Below are 526 nucleotides of genomic sequence, written 5' to 3' on the forward strand. Positions count from 1 at the left end.
GTGGGATATTTGCTGGTCTACGACACGACCTGTTCTCGCGGTGCAAAGCATCCGCTCTCGCGGTCGAACAGGTATGTCGATGGCTGTGCCACACAGCCGTTACTCCTATCCTCTCCGTGAGGACTCGGAGTTATCTTCTGTCGCATATTCTCCGCCCCGTTACAATCTGCGTTGGCTACCAACTCGCACGACGAGCAGACGTACAGCCCACGTTCGACACGGTTCGATTTCGTGTCGTCTCCACATCGTGAACACGTTTTCGAGGTGTTCCACTCGTTCTCTTTCAGCACCTCAACACCGCGCATCTCGCCTTTGTATTCGAGGTACTGGTAGATGCGGTCGAACGCCCACGAGTGGAGCTTCTTGTTCCCGGTCTTGCCCCAGTCTGACTCTCGGACGTCTTCCGGCCAACTCACCGCGAGCGTACCGACACCGCGTTCGACACACTCCGTAATGATGGCGTCGGTCAGCGTGTGGTAGTAGTGTGTCTCACGATCAGAGAGCTTCCGACGTGCCCACATCGACT

General features: G+C 56.7%; 1 protein-coding gene. It reads right to left on the reverse strand.

Translation table 11 applies throughout. The features are described 5' to 3' along the window. Positions 1-17 precede the first annotated feature (17 nt). Positions 18-526, reverse strand: a 509-nt coding sequence (locus tag ACNS88_RS17630) for an RNA-guided endonuclease TnpB family protein (RefSeq protein ID WP_435100666.1), incomplete at its 5' end; no start/stop codon positions are given.

Source organism: Halorubrum shenae, from assembly GCF_051194165.1.
GTDB lineage: Archaea > Halobacteriota > Halobacteria > Halobacteriales > Haloferacaceae > Halorubrum.